This window comes from Chryseobacterium sp. GQ58 (genome assembly GCF_059758895.1).
On sequence record NZ_JCAXEH010000002.1, the window covers coordinates 464,192 to 482,315 of the forward strand.

Annotated in this window: 15 protein-coding genes; 12 read left to right on the forward strand and 3 right to left on the reverse strand. The window is 34.2% G+C overall.

The features are described 5' to 3' along the window. Positions 1-12 precede the first annotated feature (12 nt). The 4 genes from AC6CHK_RS06265 to AC6CHK_RS06280 all read left to right on the forward strand — a co-directional run bounded on the left by AC6CHK_RS06265 (position 13) and on the right by AC6CHK_RS06280 (position 4,915). Positions 13-1,179, forward strand: a complete 1,167-nt coding sequence (locus tag AC6CHK_RS06265; protein ID WP_498094592.1) for a proline dehydrogenase family protein — start codon at positions 13-15, stop codon at positions 1,177-1,179. A 218-nt stretch (positions 1,180-1,397) separates the two neighbouring features. Next, positions 1,398-2,414, forward strand: a complete 1,017-nt coding sequence (locus tag AC6CHK_RS06270) for a T9SS type A sorting domain-containing protein (protein ID WP_498094594.1) — start codon at positions 1,398-1,400, stop codon at positions 2,412-2,414. A 241-nt stretch (positions 2,415-2,655) separates the two neighbouring features. Beyond that, positions 2,656-3,663, forward strand: a complete 1,008-nt coding sequence (locus tag AC6CHK_RS06275; protein ID WP_498094596.1) for a T9SS type A sorting domain-containing protein — start codon at positions 2,656-2,658, stop codon at positions 3,661-3,663. Positions 3,664-3,907: 244 nt separating this feature from the next. After that, positions 3,908-4,915 carry a T9SS type A sorting domain-containing protein gene (locus tag AC6CHK_RS06280; protein WP_498094598.1) on the forward strand — a complete coding sequence of 336 codons (1,008 nt, stop codon included), beginning with the start codon at positions 3,908-3,910 and terminating at the stop codon, positions 4,913-4,915. Between the two features lie 45 nt (positions 4,916-4,960). On the opposite strand, the gene AC6CHK_RS06285 is transcribed toward AC6CHK_RS06280, so the two are convergent. Continuing rightward, positions 4,961-5,494, reverse strand: coding sequence for a helix-turn-helix transcriptional regulator (locus AC6CHK_RS06285; protein WP_498094600.1), 534 nt, complete (start codon positions 5,492-5,494; stop codon positions 4,961-4,963). Positions 5,495-6,316: 822 nt separating this feature from the next. Between AC6CHK_RS06285 and AC6CHK_RS06290 the strand changes: the two genes are divergently transcribed. Beyond that, complete coding sequence (locus tag AC6CHK_RS06290) at positions 6,317-7,426, forward strand: M14 family zinc carboxypeptidase (RefSeq protein ID WP_498094602.1); 1,110 nt, start codon at positions 6,317-6,319, stop codon at positions 7,424-7,426. Between the two features lie 99 nt (positions 7,427-7,525). Here the strand turns inward: AC6CHK_RS06290 and AC6CHK_RS06295 are convergent, their stop codons facing one another. Beyond that, positions 7,526-8,035 (reverse strand): DUF4920 domain-containing protein, encoded by a 510-nt coding sequence (locus AC6CHK_RS06295; RefSeq protein WP_498094604.1) that lies wholly within the window; start codon positions 8,033-8,035, stop codon positions 7,526-7,528. Between the two features lie 141 nt (positions 8,036-8,176). Here AC6CHK_RS06295 and AC6CHK_RS06300 point away from each other — a divergent pair, with 141 nt between their 5' ends. The 3 genes from AC6CHK_RS06300 to AC6CHK_RS06310 all read left to right on the forward strand — a co-directional run bounded on the left by AC6CHK_RS06300 (position 8,177) and on the right by AC6CHK_RS06310 (position 12,182). Then, on the forward strand, positions 8,177-9,589 hold the full coding sequence (locus tag AC6CHK_RS06300; protein ID WP_498094606.1) for an APC family permease: 1,413 nt from the start codon (positions 8,177-8,179) through the stop codon (positions 9,587-9,589). Between the two features lie 251 nt (positions 9,590-9,840). After that, positions 9,841-10,281, forward strand: coding sequence for a GPW/gp25 family protein (locus tag AC6CHK_RS06305; protein WP_498094608.1), 441 nt, complete (start codon positions 9,841-9,843; stop codon positions 10,279-10,281). 17 nt (positions 10,282-10,298) lie between these two features. Next, entirely contained in the window at positions 10,299-12,182 is a 1,884-nt protein-coding gene (locus AC6CHK_RS06310) for a type VI secretion system baseplate subunit TssF (RefSeq protein ID WP_498094610.1), read from the forward strand. A 74-nt stretch (positions 12,183-12,256) separates the two neighbouring features. Here AC6CHK_RS06310 and AC6CHK_RS06315 read toward each other — a convergent pair whose 3' ends face one another. Continuing rightward, positions 12,257-13,528, reverse strand: coding sequence for a phage tail-like protein (locus AC6CHK_RS06315; protein WP_498094612.1), 1,272 nt, complete (start codon positions 13,526-13,528; stop codon positions 12,257-12,259). A gap of 256 nt (positions 13,529-13,784) precedes the next feature. On the opposite strand from AC6CHK_RS06315, the gene uvrA reads away from it, so the two are divergent. The 4 genes from uvrA to AC6CHK_RS06335 all read left to right on the forward strand — a co-directional run bounded on the left by uvrA (position 13,785) and on the right by AC6CHK_RS06335 (position 18,108). Further along, the gene (gene uvrA, locus AC6CHK_RS06320) at positions 13,785-16,616 is read left to right on the forward strand and encodes an excinuclease ABC subunit UvrA (RefSeq protein ID WP_498094613.1); all 2,832 of its coding nucleotides are present in this window, start codon (positions 13,785-13,787) and stop codon (positions 16,614-16,616) included. 242 nt (positions 16,617-16,858) lie between these two features. Next, a complete protein-coding gene (locus AC6CHK_RS06325) occupies positions 16,859-17,266 on the forward strand; it encodes a hypothetical protein (RefSeq protein WP_498094615.1) in 408 nt (135 codons plus the stop codon). A gap of 106 nt (positions 17,267-17,372) precedes the next feature. Continuing rightward, positions 17,373-17,507, forward strand: a complete 135-nt coding sequence (locus AC6CHK_RS06330) for a bacteriocin-like protein (RefSeq protein WP_498094617.1) — start codon at positions 17,373-17,375, stop codon at positions 17,505-17,507. 103 nt (positions 17,508-17,610) lie between these two features. Then, entirely contained in the window at positions 17,611-18,108 is a 498-nt protein-coding gene (locus AC6CHK_RS06335) for a GNAT family N-acetyltransferase (RefSeq protein ID WP_498094619.1), read from the forward strand. Positions 18,109-18,124: the final 16 nt, after the last annotated feature.

Below are 18,124 nucleotides of genomic sequence, written 5' to 3' on the forward strand. Positions count from 1 at the left end.
ATTTAATAAAAAATGCCCATTTTTAACGATACTAAAGTTGCATTTGCAGACAAAACGGATGCGCAGTTAAGAAAAGCGTATTGGATGTTTAAAATGATCGAACAGCCCGCTTTGACAGGTCTTGGAACTTCAATTCTTAACTTTACCGTTCACAATAATTTTCCTTTCGTTACCACCATTGTAAAAAATACTTTGTTTGAGCAGTTTGTGGGCGGCGAAACCCGCGAAGAAAGTATGAAAGTGGTAAAGCAGCTTTTTAAAAGAGGCGTCGGGAGCATCTTTGATTATTCGATTGAAGGTAAAGAAGATGAAGAAACTTTTGATGCTGTTTGCCAGGAAATTAAGGATATTATCAAGTTTTCTGTAGGAAATCCTGCAATACCTTTTATCGTTTTCAAGCCTACTGCTTTTGGCAGAATTGATTTATATGAAGGGGTTGGAAAAAATTCAGAATTGACTTCAAGCCAAAAAGAAGAATGGGCGAGAGTGGTTAAAAGATTTGATGAAGTATGTAAACTTTGCCATGAACACGACAAAAAAGTAATGATAGACGCTGAAGAAACCTGGATGCAGGATGCAGCAGACCAGCTTTGTGAAGAAATGATGGAGAAATACAACCAGGAAAAACCGATCGTCTGGAATACCATCCAAATGTACAGAACCGGACGTCTTGAATATATGGAGGCGCATCTTCAAAAAGCTAGAGAAAAGAATTATTTTATTGGCTACAAGATCGTTCGCGGTGCATATATGGAAAAAGAGAGAGCACGTGCTGCTGAAAAAGGATATGCAGATCCTATTCAGCCGAATAAAGATGCTTCAGATAAAAATTATAATGCAGGAATCGATTTTGTAATGAATCATTTAGATAAAGTTTCCGCTTTCTTCGGAACTCATAATGAAATTTCGTCTGAATTGGTTATGGATAAAATGAAAACCAAAGGACTGACAAACGACAATCCTCACATTTATTTTGGGCAGCTTTATGGAATGAGCGATAATATTACCTTTTATCTATCCGATAAAGGCTATAATGCGGCTAAATATCTTCCTTACGGACCGGTAAAAGATGTCGTGCCTTATCTTACAAGACGTGCACGAGAAAATACTTCTGTTGCCGGACAAACAGGCCGCGAATTGGGACTTATTAAAAAAGAACTTGAAAGAAGAAAAAAATAATTTATTTAAATTTTTATAAATATTAGACTTCACCTATTGGGTGGAGTTTTTTAATGCTTTCTGAAAAAAAATAATTTATTTGAATTTAGTTAACTATATAACAACTTATTTAGTAAAAAATAATTCAAATAAAATTATTTAAATAATAAATTTAATATTTTATTTTGTTTTTATAATTTTTTTTTTATATCTTTTAAAAATATTTAAAAATTAAAACAATGAATAAAAAATTATTTTTTGCTATAGGTTTAATAGCGAATTTCACATTTGCACAAACCTATCAGAATGGTGGCCTAAGTACAGGAGCTACTTCAAAAAACGGAACTGCCGCACCAACAGGCTACACATGGTCTGAAGTTCAGAATAATGATGGAAATACAACAGAAGCTAACAACTTTTTAGGAATTAGTGGAACATATATTTCTTCATCTACAAGTCACTTTGTTGCTGATGACTTTACAATTCCGGCAGGAGAGCAATGGCAAATTAGTACAATTGATTTTTTTGGTTATCAAACGGGCTATACAGGCACAACTTCTCCCTTCAATAAAGTAAGGGTTAATATTTTTAGCTCGGACCCATCTGTAACGGGTGCAGTAAGTGTTTTTGGAGATGATACCACCAATAGGTTCAGCTCAAGTGTTGATGCTCAAATGTACAGAGTATTAAATAGTAGCGTACCATCTAATCTAAATCCGGGAACAACCAGAAAGATTTGGAAAATTACAGCGAATGCCCCAACTACTTTATCAGCCGGAACCTATTGGGTCAAATTCCAGTTTGAGAATGTCACAACTGCAAGCGGAGGATTTTTACCACCTGTAACAATTGTAGGGAGTAGAGGATTACCAACCTTCAATGCTAAGCAATTAGTTGTTAGTAGCGGGATATGGTCAACTTATATGGATACAGGAAATCCTTCATCAGCTCCTGATGTTCCGATTGATATGCCATTTATAATTACATATACAAATAATACTTTAGGAGCCAATGAGATGTTGCAATATGATAATAGAATAAAGGTTTATCCAAATCCTGTAAAAGACATATTTAAAATAAATATTCCTAAAAACTTAAAGATAAGTAATATTGAAGTTATTGATATGTCCGGAAAATTAATTAGAAACTTGAATGTTTTTGAGGAATATAATATTTCTGATTTGCCTAAAGGAAATTATATTTTAAAAATAAAAAGTAATGAAACTACAAAGGTTGCCAAATTAATTAAAAATTAAACCTCCCATCTTACTATTTTCTGCCTGGCTATTTTTTAGTCAGGCTTTTTTATGATTAGCTTATAGTTCATGCTTATAGTTCTTCATTGTCTGAGGTATAGATTATTGTGATTAGCCATGATTTAAAATAAAAATTTAAAGAATATTAATCGTTTTTAAAGTAATTTTTATTAATAATTTTATTTATTTCATTTTAATTAATTTATTTTTTTATATATTAGTGTGAACTAAAATTGAAACAATGAATAAAAAATTATTTTTTGCTATAGGTTTAATAGCGAATTTCACATTTGCACAAACTTATAATAACGGAGGCCTAAGTACAGGAGCCACTTCAAAAAGCGGAACTGCCGCACCAACAGGATATACATGGTCCGAATTGCAAAATGATGCAGGTAATACTTCAGAAAGCAATACGACTGCGGGTTTTAATGCAAGTGACGGAAGATATCTGGCAGATGATTTCACAATTCCTGCAGGAGAACAGTGGCAAATCTCATCTATCGACTTCTTTGCTTACCAATCAAACTTTGCAGGAGCAACATGTCCATTCGGATCGACTTATGTTAAAATCTACAGTTCAGATCCATCTGTCCCGGGAGCAGGAGTTGCTTTTGATGATCCTACCAATAGATATGAATCTTGTGAAGACGCATTGATGTACAGAATAGCAAATACTACAGTTCCTGCAACAATACCGACCGATACGGAAAAAAAAATATTTCAAGTTAAGGCAAATGTTGCTGTAACTTTGGGACCGGGAACTTACTGGATAAGATATTCGGTTTCAGATGCTACTCAGCAAACGTCTGGAAATGGTGCGTCAAGCCCTACCGTAACAATTCCCGGAAGCAGGGGGCTTCCCAGTTTTAATGCAAAGAATTTTAGAATCATGTTTAACCAGTGGAGCCCATTGGTTGATAAAGGAAATCCATCATCGGCTCCTGATGTGAACGTGGATTTACCTTTTATTATAACTTATACTTCTTCTGATTTAGGGATTAATGAAAATGTACAATATGATAATCGAGTTCAGGTGTATCCTGATCCTGTAAAAGAATCTTTTAAAATTAGTAATATTGATAATTTAAAGGTAAGCAATATCGCACTTATAGATATGTCTGGAAAACTAATTCGAAATTTACAAGTTTCTGAAGAATATAATATTTCAGATATACCTAAAGGGAATTATTTCCTAAAAATTGAAAGTAATGAAACGACAAAAATAGCTAAATTGCTAAAACAGTAATTTTAGTTTCTTCTTCGGAATTTTTACCTGGTCAATTTGATCAGGCTTTTTTATGAATCAAATTCAAATTTCAATTCATGAATAATATAACATTTGAATGTTTGTAATTATTCTAGAAAAATATTTTTATTTGCTTTAAGTTTAAATTATTATTATAAAAATATAATTAAATTAATTTTTTCAATTAATTATTGTTTTGTTTAAATTATTTTTTCATATATTAGTGTACAATAAAATTAGAACAATGAATAAAAAATTATTTTTTGCAGTAGGTTTAATAGCAAACTTCACATTTGCACAAACTTATGAAAACGGCGGTTTAAGTACGGGAGCAACTACAAAATCCGGCGTTGCCGCACCAACTGGCTATACATGGTCGGAGCTACAGAATGATACAGGTAATACTACAGAAAGTAACATTACTACGGGCTATGAAGTTACAAGTGATGAGGGTGCTTTCTTGGCAGATGATTTCACAATTCCCGCAGGATCTCAATGGCAAATATCATCGATTGACTTTTTTGGTTATGATTCCGGTTATACAGGTACTACTAATCCTTATACTACTGTAAGAGTAAATATTTACAGTTCAGATCCTTCTGTAGCAGGGGCAACAAGTGTTTTTGGCGATGATACTACCAATCGGTTTCTATCCGGAGAAAATGCATTCATATATAGAACAGGGAATACTACAGTTCCAACATCCTCACCAAGCAGTACTTCAACCTCAAGAAGAATATTTAAAATAAAAGCTAGTACACCGATAACTTTAGGGCCAGGTATTTACTGGGTAAAATATCAGTTGGATAATATAGTAGTAACAAATGGTGGGTCAAGCCCTTTAGTAACAGTTAATGGAAGCAGAAGCCTTCCTGGTTTTAATGCAAAGAAATATAATGTGGCAACAAGCACATGGTCTCAAGTAACAGATAAGGGTAAGCCTGAAACGGCTCCTGATGTTAATATGGATGTACCATTTATCATAACATATACTTCTGCAACATTAGGAACTAATGAAACGGTACAATATGATAATCGGGTTCAGGTATATCCAAATCCTGTAAAGGATGTTTTTAAAATAAGCAATGCGGAAAATACCAATGCTGTAGAGATATTGGACACGTCAGGGAAATTGGTAAAGGCCTTTAAAGATTCTGAACAATATAATGTTTCCGATTTACCAAAAGGAAATTATATTGTAAGTATTAAAAGCAATGGAACTACAAAAATCACAAAATTGATTAAAAACTAATTCCATCATAATTTTTTTTGCCTGATTATTTTTAATCAGGCTTTTTTATGGCTCAAAACTTTCAAATTTTCCGTTTTCAAAAAACAAAACAATTCTTTTTATTTTATTTGATTGATTTTCAGTTATTTGACTAATTAATTGGTCATTTGACTTTTCTAATGGCTGAGAATCAGATATTTTTTCCTGAGCCTTACTTTGATGCGAAATAACAGATTCTCGTTCAGTCGAAGTTAATTGTAATTCTTCTTCATCGCTTCCAAAATCTTCATCGTCATTCATCATCGTAAAAAGATCGGGAAGTGAAGTTGGTTTAGTTTTCTCTTCTTCAGTTTCCTCTTTTTTGATTTCAGTTTCGGGAAGTTCAGATTTTAGCATTTCTCCTTCGCCGTTCACGAGCCAATCCCAAAGGATTTCAGGAAAGCGAGACTTGATTTTTATTATGAATTCCAATGAAGGTTTATTTCTTCCTGAAGCAATATGCGAAATAGAAGAACGCTGCACATCAATTTCATCTGCAAACTCTGAAGAAGTAAAGCCGGAATATTCTATAACCTTCGAAATTCTTTCATTTAAACCCATAAAACTAATTTTGAATCACTTTACAAATGTAAAGATAAAGTTTACAAATGCAAAATACAAATGTAAACGAATTTAAACATTTAAAATATACAAAAGTAAACTGTCATAACTGGAACAAAATCATATAGTTATATAATTCCATTAATAAATTTCCTAATTACCAACAATATTTTTTGAAATTAACTTTATGATTATTTACTTAAAGTAAAGCATTAGATAGTTTCAATAAAATTTAAAATTTAGCATTTTTTTATAGTAGTATATCCCTTTAATAGTTTAAAATGGATTTATATGCAATATTGCTTTTATAGAGTAGGAGACGGGCTAATATGCTGATTTATGGGATATCAAATTTATTTAAATAATATATAAAGTTTAAATTTCCTTAGTAACGTTTTATTAAATTGAAACTTTGAAAACTTACCTAATTATATTTTCTGACAATTATATATCAACTTATGCTTACTACTTTAATCTAAATCTACTTTATAGCTAGGACTAAAAATAAAATTTTATTACAATTTACATTTGTGTATTATTGTAGTTTACTTAATTCATCCACATTTTACATGTTTAATAAAATAACACTCATTTTCAAATAAATAGACTTATATTCACTTAAAGTATATTTAATTAATATGTTTATATAAATTATATAAACTATTGAATTTAAGATATTTAAATATTATTAGTTAAATATATAGCAATCCACAATTTTATCAACAGACTTTTTGTCAATTTACATTGTTTAACGAAGTTACAAATGTTAATTTTATTTTATTAGGAAAAAACATTATTTTTGACGCTTGTAAATTTCTTTTCATGAGCTTCGAACATTTGTATATTCAAAATCCTGACTTTCCAAACCGCTATATTTCCCCGGAAAAGCTATTTTCTTATTTACAGACGAATCTCAGCGATTACATTTCTGAGATTGGGAAATCGTATTTAGGAAAACCTATTTATAAATTAGGCTTAGGAAATGGCGACACGCATGTTTTAGCATGGTCGCAAATGCACGGAAACGAGTCTAATGCAACACATGCAATGCTTGATCTTTTGGTTACGCTTGACAAAAATCCTGAATTGAAAGAAGAGCTTTTTAGTGAAATAAGTTTAGATTTTATTTTTATGTTAAATCCGGACGGCTCTGAAAAATGGACAAGACTGAATGCCGCAGAAATCGATCTGAACAGAGATTTTCACAATGAAGCAAGTAAAGAGATTAAAATTCTGAAAAATATAGTTTCTGCAAAGAAATACCATTATGCCTTAAATCTTCATGAGCAAAGAACAATTTTCACAACAGACGGAATTCATCCGGCGACGCTCTCTTTTTTGGCGCCTTCTGAAAATGAAGAACGTACAATTACTGAAAACCGGAAGAAGTGTATGGCGGTGATTGGTAATATTTATGAGCATTTAAAAGAATTAATTCCTAATCAAATCGGAAGATATACTGACGAATTTTATCCAAACTCAACAGGAGACAATTTTATTAAAGCAGGAATGCCGACAATTTTGTTTGAAGGTGGTCATTTTGTAGATGATTATACAAGAAAAGGAACCAGAAAATATTATACAATCGCTTTATATTATGCTTTAAAATCAATCGGTGAACTAAAATCCGATTCTAAAGGCTGGGAAAAATATATTGAAATCCCCGAAAATAAAGAAACACATTATGATATTGTGTACAGAAATGTAAAACTGAATACCGATCACGAATGTATTTTGGATATTGCCGTTCAGTACAGAGAAATTTTAGAAGACGGAAAAGAGGAAATTTCCTTTATTCCTTTTGTGATGGAAGTTGGCGATGTAAAGAAAAGAAAAGGATGGCTTGAAATAGACTGCACCGGAAAGAGATTTGTCTGCGAAACAAAATATCCAAAGCTCGATGCACAGGTAAATTTTAAAATTGAAGACTAAAAAAGCGGAACTGAATGTTCCGCTTTTGCATTTTATAGGTGAATGTCATTCCGAGGAATCTCAAAGAATCTTTGGAATAACTAATTCAATAAAAACTTATTAGTTCACAACTTTAATTCCATTCGCTACAAATCTGATCTCTTCTTTCGGTTTTGTGATTGCGTCGATTTCAGATTGTGGTTTTTTAGCATCTTCCGCGTAATGTTTCTGTTCGTCTACAGAAATTACTTTTCTTTCAGCAGCACCTTCCAAAACTACATTTTTACCTTTCAAAGCGGTAGGAACGAAGAATGCATAATCTTTCATTTTTACAAAAAACTGAGAATCGTCTTCAGTCTGGATCGTCAGCCAACATCCTTTTTTCTCACAAACATCAATTACTTTTCCTTTGATGGCTACGTTTTCAACTTTTTTGTTGTCTTTTTTAAGCTTTTTTCCAAGTTTTTCAACAGTTATCGCTTTTGATTCTGCCGATGTTGCAACTGCAGAACCATAAGTATCACCTACAATTGCATTTCCAGCAGGCGGACCAATTTTTTTCTGTTCCTGAGCAAATGCTAAAGTTGAAGCGCTTACGGCTGCAACCAATAATATGGACTTGAATTTCATTCTAATATTTTTTTCAAAATTAATAATAAAAATTGAATTTGAAATGAATAAAAACTTGATTAAAACAGCTTTTTTTCAAATTCACAAACAATAGTGAAAATTAATTGCATATTTATCTATATTTGGAGTCAATATACAGACATGCATAAAAAACTAAAACTTTGGGACGCCACAATGCTTGTGATGGGGTCGATGATAGGAAGCGGAATCTTTATTGTGAGCGCCGATATGATGCGGAATCTCGGTTCCGGATATTGGATGATTGTCGTTTGGATCATTACCGGAATCATGACGGTCGCAGCAGCAATAAGCTACGGCGAGCTTTCAGCATTATTTCCTAAAGCCGGCGGCCAATACACATATCTTACGGAGATTTTTGGTAAAAAGATGGGCTTTCTCTACGGTTGGGGCTTGTTTACGGTGATCCAGACAGGAACAATTGCAGCTGTTGCAATGGCTTTCGGAAAATTTACAGCGTATCTGGTTCCGGCGCTTAATAATGCGGCTCCTATTTTTCAAAGTGGAGAATTTCAGATTACCTGGATTCAGATTCTGGCAATTGCCATTATTCTTTTGCTCACTTACATCAATACGAGAGGTGTCGAAAGCGGAAAATTGCTTCAGAATGTTTTTACAGGTTCAAAAATTCTGGCTTTATTAGGATTAATTGCTGCGGGTTTTATTTTGGTTGATTTTTCTCACTTGGCAGAAAATTTTAGTTTTGGCCAGGATGCATTTAACAATATTAAAAAAGACGCTACCGGAAACTTCCTGAAAACTGGTTGGGAATCCATAGACGGAATGACTTTGATGGGCGGAATTGCCGCTGCAATGGTGGGTTCCGTTTTTAGTTCTGTTGCTTGGGAAAGTGTGACTTTTGTTTCCGGTGAAATAGAAAATCCTAAAAAAAATGTGGTAAAAGCAATGATTTTAGGGACTTCTGCTGTGATGATTTTATACATTGCCGTGAATTTTGTTTATTTAAACGCTATCGACAGAGATTCGATTGCCTTTGCGGCCAACGACAGAGTGGCGGTTGCGGCTTCACAGAATATTTTTGGAAGCGCAGGCACGGTTATCATTGCGGTTTTGGTGATGGTTTCTACTTTTGGATGTAACAACGGATTGATTTTAGCTGGAGCCAGGGTTTTTCAGACGATGGCAAAAGACGGTTTGTTTTTTAAATCCGCAATTGACAACAATAAAAATGATGTTCCGTCAAACGCTTTATGGATGCAGGGAGTTTGGGCTTCTGTCTTATGTCTGAGCGGTCAATACGGCAATCTTTTGGATATGATTTCGTTTGTGATTGTTCTGTTTTATATGATTACCGTTTTCGGGGTTATCTATTTAAGAATTAAACAACCAAACCTTGAAAGACCTTACAAAACATGGTTGTATCCTGTGACGCCGTTCGTTTATCTCTTAATAGGAACTGCTTTTTGTGTTCTGCTTCTTATTTATAAGCAGCAATATACTTGGCCGGGATTTCTGATCGTTTTATTGGGGCTTCCTGTTTATTATTTTATTAACCGAAATAAAAAAGAATCTTAATCAGCATTTGTCATTGCGAGCAAAGCGACGCAATCCCTTAATAATCTTCACAGCTTAAGGAATCTTAATGGTTTAAAGAATTATTAATCATAAAATTTTAAATATACTTACGGCTTTCAAATTTGTTTTGGAGCCGTAAATTTTTTAAAAGTATTTTTAATTTTCAATAGCTCATTATTTCACCCAAAATGATTAATTTGGTATTTCATTTTAAATAATGACACCAAAAATAAATAGAGAATTAAAAATCTATGGACACACCAAATTACAGAATGCCCTTCGTGCCGTCGGCATTGATGAGCGAAGGCGGAAGTATTGATACTTGTGATATGGGGGAAAGTATTGCCCACAATATTATGCTGCTCATTACGACCAAAAAAGGGGAAAACAGATATGATGAAAATTACGGAAACGACGTTTGGAATCTGGAATTTGATAACGGAATAACATCGGCGGTTTGGGAAAATATTTTTATTAAAAGTCTGAAAAAGCAGATTCAGGAGTTTGAGCCCAGAATTGTTCAGCCCAAAATAAGCGCTCATATAGAAATTGTAGAGCACAACTATGACACCAAAGAGCATACGGAAATCAAGAAAAAAGTAAGAATAGCGATCAATGCAAAAATGGAGGCTACAGGTGAGCATTTCAGCTTTTCTACAGAATTATTTCTAAGTCCGATGTCTATCGATTAACTACCTTATTACCAACCATGAATTTAGATCAGAATATATATTCCAAAGAATCCGTAAAAGCAAGGATGCTTCAGAATGCCACCAAAGTCTGGGGTTTGAAAAGCCCGCAATCTCTGGATCCTTTTGTGAAACTTTTAATAGACGCTTTCAGCACAGAAGTTTTCAGGGCAAACAACGAAATACAGACCGTTAATGCAAGGATTTTAGAAAAGCTGGCAAAACTTCTCACGCCTTCCATTTATACACATCCGGTTCCTGCACATGCTGTTGCGTTTACCTGGCCTTTCGAATCTTCCGAAGTTTTATTGGAACATACAGAGTTTTTCTTCAAAAAACAGATGAATTCTACCGTAAAGTCAGAATCCGACAAACAGCTGAACATTCCTTTTACGCCAATCGGAAATGTGCGTACCAACAAGGCTCAGACGGCGATTATGTTTGTAGGAAATACGTGTTACAGCATTGATGAGCGTTTAAATAAAATTCCGATCTCAAGATTTCAGGGAAGGCCTTCGGATTACAGAAAAGTAACGATCGGGATTGATGTTTCAAAATATTCAAATGAAAAATTTTCTAAATATTTAAGCATATTTTGCTCAAACCCGGCTTTCGAGCATTTAGATTTTGTATACAAGCTGCTTCCGTATATTAAAGTTTCCAGTAACGGCAATCCTTTATTTGTAAAGGAAGGTATAAAATATCTTAAAAACGAGCAGACGGAAGGTTATGAACAGATTTTTCGCGAGCAATCTATTCAGACAAAAATTGTTGAAGACATAAAAAGCATTTATCATCACAAATTTATTGAAGTTACGGGGCTTTCAAGAGATCTTTTCTCAGAACCCGGAAAATTGCCTCACGATTTGGATTTTCTAAACGGAAGAGAAGAAATTGAAAAATATATTGAAGGAAAAACCTTTTTGTGGCTCACTTTTGAATTTCCGCCACAGTTTTCGGCAGAGATTTTAGATAATTTTACTTTTGTTCTGAATGCTTTTCCTATTTACAACAGAGGTTGGAAAAAAACCGAATACAGTCTTGACATAATGGGAAACAATATTCCTTTGATAACGGAAGAAGGCGAGCATTTTCTATATGTAGAAGAGGTTCAGGATGGCGACGGAAGAAAATATTCTGAAATACCTTTTACCCCTTCAGATGATTTAAAAAAAGGGTTGTATACCGTAAGAAAAGGCGGAATGGAACGTTTCAACAACAGAAATGCCGTCGATATGATTTCTAATGTTCTGGAATTGACACGAGACGAAATTGCAGCTTTTTCTTTATTAAACCGCGATAATGTGAAAGCAATGCTCAGCGAAATGTCTGACAAAATGAAGTCGATGGTGCAAAAAGTAAATAATGCAAAAAGAAATATCAGGCAAGAACTGAACTACGTCATCATGGAACCTGTTGATAAAACCGATCACACATATGCATCGTTCTGGATAACGCATTGTACTTTTGCCAATCATTTGCGTCCCGGAACCGAACTTTCAAATCAGCTGAAATCACAGTCGCTCGTACTTCTTACGGAAAGTATCGGTGGAGCTGAAGAGCAAAAAGGCTCCGACAGTATTCAGGCTTATAAATATGCTTTGACGACCAGAGACAAAATAATTTCTCTTGAAGATGTAAAAAACTATTGCAGAATGGTTCTGAAAGATGAACTAAAAGACGTACGCGTTAAAAGAGGAACAATGATCAGCAATAAGCCGAAAGAGGGTTTTGTAAGAACGGTGGAAGTAGAAATTATTCCGCATAATTACTCTTTTTACGGAAGAGCGTATTGGGAAAATATGGCCAATATTCTTAGAAATCAAATTATTTCAAAAGCCATCGACGGAATCGAATATCTGGTGAAAGCCACCAATGAGGATGTTGATTTCTATGAAAATTAATTAAAAAATACCAATGAGAAATTCATTGGTATTATAATTTATTGCTTTTATAATAATTTACTTTTTTAAATCTATTAATCTATCACTCTAGATATAATAGTTCTATAACTTCTGGTTATGTTTCCGTTATTAGTTATAGACAGTTGTCCGGAATTATTTATTTTTAAGGTAAAATTGAGCGCTGATGCATTGCCGGTATCTTGGCAACCGCCGCTAAGAGGGTTGACTACTGCAACTGTAGCCCCTTGGTCTGAACTTGTACTTGTAGCCGGACCATTTTCGGAAATTCCTCCCGTATGGCGGATTCTCCAAAATCCTGAAGAACTTCCGGTAACTATAAATGTGTTGTAAGCAGATACTCCGCAGCCATTATGTGTTAAAATTTTAATTTCATAACCAACTCCAGTTCCTGATGATCCAACTGTAAGAGGCAATCCTATGTTTACAGTTGCAGCACTAGCTACTGAACTATTATTTCGCTTGATACTTGAGTTGTCAGAAGTAGTTTCCACTCTATGGGTTATAGGATTTAATACCAATTGTTTATAGCTGGTGTCAATGAGAACATTATCTACAGTAACGATCTCTACTGTACCATTTACATCTAAAGTAGCTGTTGGTGTAATATTTTTAATTCCAATATTTCCGTTTGCCAAAATACTTGTTGCAGCAAGTGGAACACCATTAAAGCCAATATCCAAACGATTGAAGTCAGAGCCGTTTGCTGCATGTACGTATCTTAGCTGTGCTTCATTTTTTTCGGTAGCTGCTATGCCTAAATTAAGAATAGATGCATTCCCAGCAGTAATGTTAGAAGGCGCATGAAAGTCTGCAATGCGAACAAAATTGGCCGATTCAGTAGTATTTACATGTAGTTTACCATTAGGTGCAGTTGTACCTATACCCACTTTTCCGTCATCTTTTATTACAAATTCTGTTCCCGCTGGTCTTACCGCTAAAGCATCACTTTGTGTATCGAGTTTTACCATTTTATTTCCGGTACTGTTATCGTTAATCCACGCATCATTGGTGTTGTCGACATTACTTGCAACCACCAGACAGTCAAAACTTCCTGCTGTTGGGGATATTCTCTTGTATATTTGAATACATTGAACGGTAGAATTGTAAATAAGCATACCGTTAGCGGGAATTAAAGCAGCTAATGCGTTTGCTTGTGGTTGATCCAAGCGGGGTATCAACACACCTTTTGCAGTATCTACAATATCTAAAGCAGAATTTGTATCGGGTGAGGTGGTATTAATCCCTACCTGGCTACTTGCCATAATTGGAGTTAAAGATGTAAAAGCACATACTGATAATGTAATTAGAAAATGATTTAATTTCATAGTTTATTTAAGAATTATTATTTAAAATATAAATATAACTAATTTATTTAATATAAAGTATTTTTTTAACGAATATAAACGAACTTAAATATTTATTAATGTGAAAATTGATTTTTATAATCGATTATTTTATCAGTTAATTTAACAACACCAATTCTGCGACCTTGCAATAAACTGACATTCTTTTAACTTTAGAATTTCCATAAAATTCCGTAATTTTGCAGATCGTGATTTTTGCTTAAGATCACACCAAATTATGAGTAAATCAACAGAATATATAGAAGTTTACGGTGCAAGGGAACATAATCTTAAAAACATTAATGTTAAAATTCCTCGCAACGCATTGGTAGTAATTACCGGACTTTCGGGAAGCGGAAAATCATCATTGGCTTTTGATACGATTTTTGCGGAAGGCCAGCGCCGTTATATTGAAACGTTTTCGGCGTATGCACGTCAGTTTTTGGGAGGCTTGGAACGTCCTGATGTTGATAAAATTGAGGGGCTTTCTCCTGTAATTGCAATCGAGCAGAAAACAACCAACAAAAATCCTCGTTCGACGGTCGGAACAGTTACGGAACTGTACGATTATCTTCGTCTTTTGTACGCCAGGGTTTCAGATGCATATTCACTTTCTTCAGGGAAAAAACTGGTAAGTTATACCGAAGATCAGATTTTGGATACCATCAAAGAAAACTATAAAGGTGAAAAATTGATGTTGATGGCGCCGGTTGTACGTTCCAGAAAAGGGCATTATCACGAGCTTTTTGTTCAAATGGCCAAAAAAGGTTACGGACAGGCAAGAATTGATGGTGAATTGCAGGATATTGAGTATGATTTGAAGCTGGATCGATACAAAACCCACGATATCGACATTGTGATCGATCGTTGGATCATTGGTGAAAGCGCTTCTGAAAGTAGAATGGAAAAATCGCTCAGAACAGCAATGGATATGGGTGAAGGAATTATCGGAATTCAAAAACTGGGAAGCACGGAAATTGAATATTTTTCAAAAAATTTAATGGATGCCGAAACCGGACATTCATTGGCTTTACCGGAACCGAATACTTTTTCGTTTAATTCTCCAAAAGGAAGCTGCCCAAGCTGCAAAGGTTTGGGAATGATCAAAAAAATCAATACCGACCATTTTGTTGAAAACCCGAAATTATCGATCAACCAAGGCGGTTTGCTGCCGTTGGAAGATATTAAATCCAACAAATATATTTTATCTCAGATAAAAAATATTCTTGAAATTTTTGGTTTAGGATTATCTACGTCTTTCAAAGATATTCCGGCAGAAGCTTTGGATTATATTTATAATGGTTGCCACAAAGAATTTAATAAAGACCTGAAATATGCAGGAATTACCAAGAAAATAAAAGTAAGTTTTGACGGACTGATTCCTTTTATGGAAGAGATCATTGAGGAAAAAGATTCTTATGAAGGCGTTTTGCTTGAAAGGCATTTCACAACAGAAGAAACTTGTCCCGAATGTAAAGGAGCGCGTCTTCAGCCGGGAAGTTTAAGCTTTAAAATCGATGGGAAAAATATTGCCGAAGTCAATGGCTTAAGCTTATCTGATCTCAAAGAATGGTTAGCAGATATTAAGGATAAGTTTTCCGAAAAAAATGCAATTATCGCTCACGAAATTTTAAAGGAAATCGAAACAAGGCTTCAATTTTTATTGGATGTCGGTTTGGATTATTTAAGTTTGAGCAGAAGTTCGAAAACACTTTCGGGAGGAGAATCTCAAAGGATTCGTCTGGCAACACAAATTGGTTCGCAGCTGGTAAATGTATTGTATATTTTGGATGAGCCAAGCATCGGATTGCATCAAAGAGATAACGAAAGGTTAATTAATTCATTAAAAAATCTTCGTGACATCGGAAACTCCGTTTTGGTTGTCGAGCACGACAAAGACATGATTCTGGAAGCCGATGAGGTTTTGGATATTGGTCCGAGGGCAGGAAAATTTGGCGGAGAAATTCTTTGGCAGGGAAAACCTGAAGATTTACTGAAAGCCGATACAATTACAGCAGATTATATTACGGGGAAAAGAAAAATCGAAATTCCCGCCGAAAGAAGAGCCGGAAACGGTAAAAACATTCTTTTAAAAGGAGCTACAGGAAATAATCTTAAAAACGTAAATTTGGATATTCCTTTGGGAAAACTGGTTGTCGTTACAGGAATTTCCGGAAGTGGAAAATCTTCTTTGATTAACGGAACTTTGTATCCGATTCTTAATAAGCATTTTTACAGAGCCGTTCAGGAGCCTTTGCCTTACAAAAAAATCGAAGGTCTTGACAATATTGATAAAATTGTAGATGTAGATCAGGCTCCGATCGGAAGAACGCCACGTTCTAATCCTGCAACTTACACCGGAATGTTTACTGATATCAGAAATTTATTTTCTGAATTGCCTGAAAGTAAAATCCGTGGTTACAAGCCGGGAAGATTTTCTTTCAACGTAAAAGGCGGAAGATGTGAAACTTGTCAGGGCGGTGGTTTGAAAGTGATTGAAATGAATTTTTTACCCGATGTTTATGTTCATTGCGAAACCTGCAACGGAAAACGTTTCAACAGAGAAACTTTGGAAGTTCGTTACAAAGGAAAATCAATTTCAGATGTTCTGGAAATGACGATTGATGAAGCGGTCGATTTTTTCCAGCCGATTCCGAAGATTTTTGCAAGAGTGAAAACTTTGCAGGATGTCGGTTTGGGATATATTACGATGGGGCAGCAGTCAACAACGCTTTCGGGTGGCGAAGCACAGCGTATCAAACTGGCAACGGAATTAGCAAAAAGGCAAACCGGAAATACATTATATATTCTTGACGAACCCACAACAGGACTTCATTTTGAGGATGTGAAAATTTTGATGGATGCCATTAATAAGCTTGTTGAGCTTGGAAATTCATTTATTATAATTGAACATAATATGGATGTCATAAAACTTGCCGATCATATCATCGATGTAGGCCCAGAAGGTGGAAAATATGGTGGAGAAATTGTCGCCAAAGGAACACCGGAAGAAATTGTGAAGTCGAAGAAAAGCTTAACCGGAAAGTTTTTAAAGAAAGAATTACAATAAATAAAATTAAATCATCTTAAAATATAGCTAAACTATTAAAGTTTAGCTTTTTTTATATCTTAAAATCAACATCCAATGTTAACAATTCAATTATTTTAATTTTTTATATAATTGATAATCAATATTTTAAGTTTTAATGTTAACTGTATGTTAACTCAATGTGAAATTTGTATGAATATTTTTTTATATCTTTGGTTTAGAAATCAAGACAAGTTTAATATATAATTTAAAATCAAAGACTTATGAAAAATAAAATCCAAATATTTGCCGCTTCACTTTTCGCTTTAGGATTAACGGCTTTGGCGGGTAATGTAAAAGCTCAGACTACAAATAACAATAATACAATTCAGGAAGTTCAGTTAAATAAAAGTGATGCTTTCAACGAAATCAGAAATCTGTTAATTGCCAATTTTGATTTTACAAATTCAGATTACAAGCAGGGAATTGTAAATTCTGAAGTAAAATTTGATATTGCAGAAAACGGAAAAATCGTGAATGTACGTTCAAAAGGTGATTGTAAAAATGTAAGTAAAGAAATTGAAAATGTGCTGAGCCAGCTTCAGTATAAAGTTGACACAAGCAAATTAAACTCAAACATGATGGCCTCTTCATTTGTAATGCCTGTAAGAGTTGACATCAGCAACAGATAAGATAGTAATTTATCAATCATAATCGTTTTTCTAAATTTTATTCAGAAAAATGTAATAAAAAAGATTAAGTTTCGTTTTATGTTTACTAATCATTAATTTAAAAAATATGAAAAACTTAAAGAAGCTTAGCAAAACAGAATTGAAATCAGTGTATGGCGGACAGCCTAAAAAGTACTGCGTTTTCTGCGAATGGATGAATGCTGTTGTTTGCAGCGAAATTCCAATTTCTCAATGCCCTTAAGATTACTGCCGCTTTATTAAGCGGCTTTTTTATTGTAAAGTAATTCATTAAAAAATTATAAATTTGAAAATTAAAAATAAGTTTCAGAAAATAATTATTCTAAATGAATTATGAAATAAGAGAAATGCTGCCAAAAGATGAAACACGTGTTTTGGAAATTTTTAAACAAGGCATTCTTGGCGGAATAGCAACTTTCGATACCGAAGTTCCAACTGCAGAAGCCTGGAATTCCAGTTTTCTTAATGATTGCCGCTGGGTTTTAGAAAACGCGAATAGTGAAGTAATCGGCTGGTGCGCCCTGAAATCTGTAAGCAAAAGAGAATGTTTTAAAGGCGTGGCCGAAGTAAGCATTTATTTTGATAATAATTATCTCGGAAAAGGTTTAGGTACATTTCTAATGAAAAAGCTGATTCTCGACAGCGAAAACCACGGATTCTGGACTTTACAGTCCAACATCTTTCCTGAAAATGAAGCGTCAATAAAATTTCATCTTAAAAACGACTTCAGAATGGTAGGAATTCGGGAGAAAGTGGGGCAGCTGAATGGAGAATGGAAAGATCTTATAATGCTTGAAAGAAGGAGTGAAACGGTAGGTTTTTAAATATTAAAAGCAGTTT